This window comes from Bradyrhizobium sp. Ken64 (assembly GCF_055807555.1).
Genome location: NZ_JBVVPA010000076.1, coordinates 1 through 784, shown reverse-complemented (window position 1 = coordinate 784; position 784 = coordinate 1). Strand labels below are relative to the sequence as shown.

General features: G+C 62.4%; 1 protein-coding gene. It reads left to right on the top strand.

Annotated elements, in window-relative coordinates; all coding sequences use genetic code 11:
* Positions 1-287: 287 nt before the first annotated feature.
* A partial coding sequence (locus AC0L2F_RS35695; protein WP_473251518.1) for a 3'-5' exonuclease occupies positions 288-784 on the top strand: 497 nt, incomplete at its 3' end.

The window sequence follows — 784 nt, the reverse complement described above, 5'->3', positions numbered from 1 at the left end:
GCAGATCGTAAACGATCACGCACCAGTGGGACCGTAGCAATCCGGGGTCGGCAACCATACGCAGATGCTGTCGAGCCGTCCGCAGATGCCCCGCCCGATCCGCCCCCATTCATAGGCGGGCACCTCCGGAGCGATCGAGGCCTGCGCGAACGTCCCGCAAGCGAATCCAACTGCACCGACACTCCCGAAAAGCCCGTGAATTGCTTGTCTTTCGGATATCTCGTGCCGGGAGCTCCCGATAATGTGGGGCCTCACGGGACTACCTCATCGGCTCACCACGAGAAGAGATGTTTCAAGACGCATCGGATCTGGCCGCGATGGCCGAGGTACTAGGGCGATCGAGGGACTACCGGGTGCTGCGGCGCCTGGTACCACGGCCAACGTCGATGCCGGCCTCCGGACAGGAAATGAGGATCGGCATCCTGCTCGACACCGAAACCACCGGCCTCGACCACCGCAAAGATGAAGTCATCGAACTCGGCATGGTCAAGTTCGGCTATACGCCGGACGGGCGCATCATTGATGTCAGGGACACGTTCTCCGCCTTCAATGAGCCGTCCGAGCCGATCCCGGCCGAGATCACGGCGCTTACCGGCATCACCGACGAAATGGTGGCCGGCCACAGGATCGACGAGGCCGCCGTGAACGCCTTCGTCGATGAGTCCGTGGTCCTGGTCATCGCGCATAACAGTGGATTCGATCGGAAGTTTTCCGAACGCTACTGGCCCGTCTTCGAGCGGAAGGCGTGGGCATGCTCCGCGACCGAGGTCCAGTGGCGGCAGCA